Origin of the sequence: Bradyrhizobium sp., assembly GCF_049691595.1 — a bacterium.
Lineage (GTDB): Bacteria > Pseudomonadota > Alphaproteobacteria > Rhizobiales > Xanthobacteraceae > Bradyrhizobium.
The window spans coordinates 1-2,743 of sequence record NZ_JBAVNZ010000654.1; the positions used below are offsets into that span (position 1 = coordinate 1).

The following is a 2,743-nucleotide window of genomic DNA, read 5'->3' on the forward strand; positions in this document are numbered from 1 at the left end:
GCCGGAGGTGCCGATGCCGTTCGACGGCGACTACACCCAGGAAAAATACGCCACCCAAATGCTGGCCGCCTACAAGGCGGCGGGCATTCCGGCGAGCGACGTGTTCGCCCAGAGCTTTAGTCTCGCGGACATATTGTTCTGGGTGAAGACCGAACCTGAGTTCGCGGTGCAGGCGGTGTATCTCGAGGATCGCTATGAGAAGCACGGCCTCGACCCGGCAAAACCCGAGACCTGGAAACCGTCGATGACGGAATTGAAAGCGCAAGGCGTCAAAATCCTGGCGCCGCCGATCTGGGTCATGCTGGCGTTGAACGACAAGGGCGAGATCGTGCCCTCGGACTACGCCAGGGCCGCGAAGGCCGCCGGCCTCGATCTGATCGGCTGGTCGCTGGAGCGCGACGGCCCCTTGAACAAGGGCGGCGGCTTCTATCACAGCAGCGTCAAGGCGGCGATCGACCGCGACGGCGACACGCTGACGGTGCTCGATGTGCTGGCAAAGCAGGTCGGCGTCCGCGGCATATTTTCCGACTGGCCCGCGACCACGACGTTCTATGCGAGCTGCATGGGGATGAAGTGACGCGGGACACATCATGAGAGTATCGCGCCGCCGGCACCCCGGATCCAACGTCAGCTGCAAGGTGTTTGCCTTGAGGTAGACCCTCCGGCGCCATGAGTCCGCCTCTAACCGGCCCGAATTGATTTTGAAGCTGTGAAACGCCGTCGATCTCCGGTTCGGCGGACACGGCTGCTAATTTTTTGTTCATTAGGCTTCGGGGGAGGCGACGATGAAGCAAAACATCATTTGGCTCGCATTGGCGTTGTTGTTTGCGATCAGCGTCACCCTCTCGATGACGGCCGGCGCATTTCGACCCGCGGCCACGGCCGAGGCGACAGAGCCGGCAGCCGCGTTGGAGGCGACACAATCCGTCGTCACGGCGACCGCGACGCCGGCTCAACAGCAGGTTCCAGTTGCGCCGCTCGATGACGTTCCCCCGCTGAAACCGGCCATTGGAACTGAACAGCTGGCTCGCGGAATCCCCGAACCCAGCGCATTGCCGGCGCCGCGCGTGGTCGAGGCGGCGGTTGTCCCCTCGCCGCTTGCTCCAGCAATGAGCGCGACCGTTACCAGCCAACCCTGGCAGGACTCCACAGCGCGCATCAAGCCGGTGGAAGGCGATGCTCAGCCGATCAGGAAGTCCAAGGACAGCAAGGCGGAGCCGCTCGGCAAGCATTTGAAGCGAACGGCCAACGCCAGGGCATGCACATCGGCAGCGCCCAGCCGTTTTGCGGATTTATTGCGCCGACTGAATCTCGCACCGCGGTGCGCGACCAGGCGATCAGCCGCGTAAGGCGCCCAAACTTGCAGATCCGTAGGATGGGTTGCCCCTCGCGAAACCCATCGCTTCCCTCAGATGCTATCAATGGGTTTCGCGAAGAGCTCAACCCATCCTACGCACTTACGCACACCCCGGAATGACGTGAGCATTACGCCCCGTATTCCTCCGCCAGCACCAGCACCTCCCGCGTCCGCGTCACGCCGGGCCAGTCGCGGTTGAAGTCGGCGACCAGCCGCTGCATATCGTCGCCGTTGGTCGCGCGATCCAGCGCCGCCTCGTCGGCAAACTGATATGTCGCCTGATGCAGCGAGGGATCGGTGAGGCTCCAGAACCGCCACGCCTTCTCCGCGCCGAACGATTTGACCGCGTCCGGCAGATGCTCGCGGGAATACCAGGTGTCGAAGGCGGCACGCTTGGCGGGGTCGGCGACGGTGGCGCGGACAACGAAGAAGGCTGCGGGCATCGGTTTCCTCCGGCGTGAATATTTTTCGTCAATGCGTGAGAATAGCTCAAGCCCGCGCCCAGACCCAGCCTTCCCGCGGATTGCATTACATGACACCGCAGTTCAGCGAAAATTCCCGGCCAGTCCCACGATCTGGCCGTCGAGACCATTGAAGCCATGATGGCCCCGGGCCTGACAGGGATCGCCTTCGTCTTTCCCGCCGCTGACCCAACTGACGCGCGCGCGCCCGGCCGACCATTTGATGAACGGCTCGACGCCGGCCGGCAAGGTGAACTTGCAGCTATCCTGGCTGTGATGGATGACGAGCGTGCGCGGCAGCGCCGCCGGCGAGCCAAGGATCGACATCACGCTGTTGCCGCTGCCCGACTCCGGACTGAGAAATCCCGAGGTCAAAACCAGCGCGTCCGGCCGCGCGCCGCGTGCGATCCCCTCGGCCGCGCGGATCGTGCCGCGACTGGTGGCGATCACCGTCACCGGCCGCTTGATCGCGGCCATATAGTCGACCGCGCTCTTGAGGTCGGTACCGGCATCGGCAACGAGGACCGCGAGCCCCCGCGCCGCATAGGCATGGCGCGTGCGAACCAGCTGATTACCCATCAGGCCGTGGATATCGCCCTGGTCACCCGCCCGGATCGCACCATCGCCCCCCGGCATCAGGATCACGCTGGCGCGCGGCGCGTTCGGCTTGATCAGCACGGCGCGCGTTCCGCCGATGGTGACGGTCTCGTCGGCGAGAGCTGGCGTGCAGGCAACGGTGGTGAACAACAGGGCAACGGCAAAACAGGTCATTCCGAACAGCTGCTTCATTGTATTTTCCCTCAGTCAAATTTGCTTTTTCCTCATCTAGAAACGTACGTGCGGTCGGCGCGTAGGATGGGTGAAGCGGACGCGATACCCATCAATCGCAGTTTGCGACGGTGATGGGTTTCGCAAAGGGCTCTAC

3 protein-coding genes and 1 pseudogene are annotated in these 2,743 nt (G+C 63.5%); 2 read left to right on the forward strand and 2 right to left on the reverse strand.

Translation table 11 applies throughout. The features are described from left to right. Nucleotides 1–577 (forward strand): annotated as a pseudogene (locus WCE35_RS26270) (glycerophosphodiester phosphodiesterase family protein); the annotation flags it as partial. Between the two features lie 208 nt (nucleotides 578–785). After that, on the forward strand, nucleotides 786–1,349 hold the full coding sequence (locus WCE35_RS26275; protein WP_424596226.1) for a hypothetical protein: 564 nt from the start codon (nucleotides 786–788) through the stop codon (nucleotides 1,347–1,349). 136 nt (nucleotides 1,350–1,485) lie between these two features. Here the strand turns inward: WCE35_RS26275 and WCE35_RS26280 are convergent, their stop codons facing one another. Together WCE35_RS26280 and WCE35_RS26285 are read right to left on the reverse strand one after the other, a co-directional pair. Further along, nucleotides 1,486–1,800 (reverse strand): hypothetical protein, encoded by a 315-nt coding sequence (locus WCE35_RS26280; protein WP_424596227.1) that lies wholly within the window; start codon nucleotides 1,798–1,800, stop codon nucleotides 1,486–1,488. A 102-nt stretch (nucleotides 1,801–1,902) separates the two neighbouring features. Then, complete coding sequence (locus tag WCE35_RS26285; RefSeq protein ID WP_424596228.1) at nucleotides 1,903–2,589, reverse strand: alpha/beta hydrolase; 687 nt, start codon at nucleotides 2,587–2,589, stop codon at nucleotides 1,903–1,905. Nucleotides 2,590–2,743: the final 154 nt, after the last annotated feature.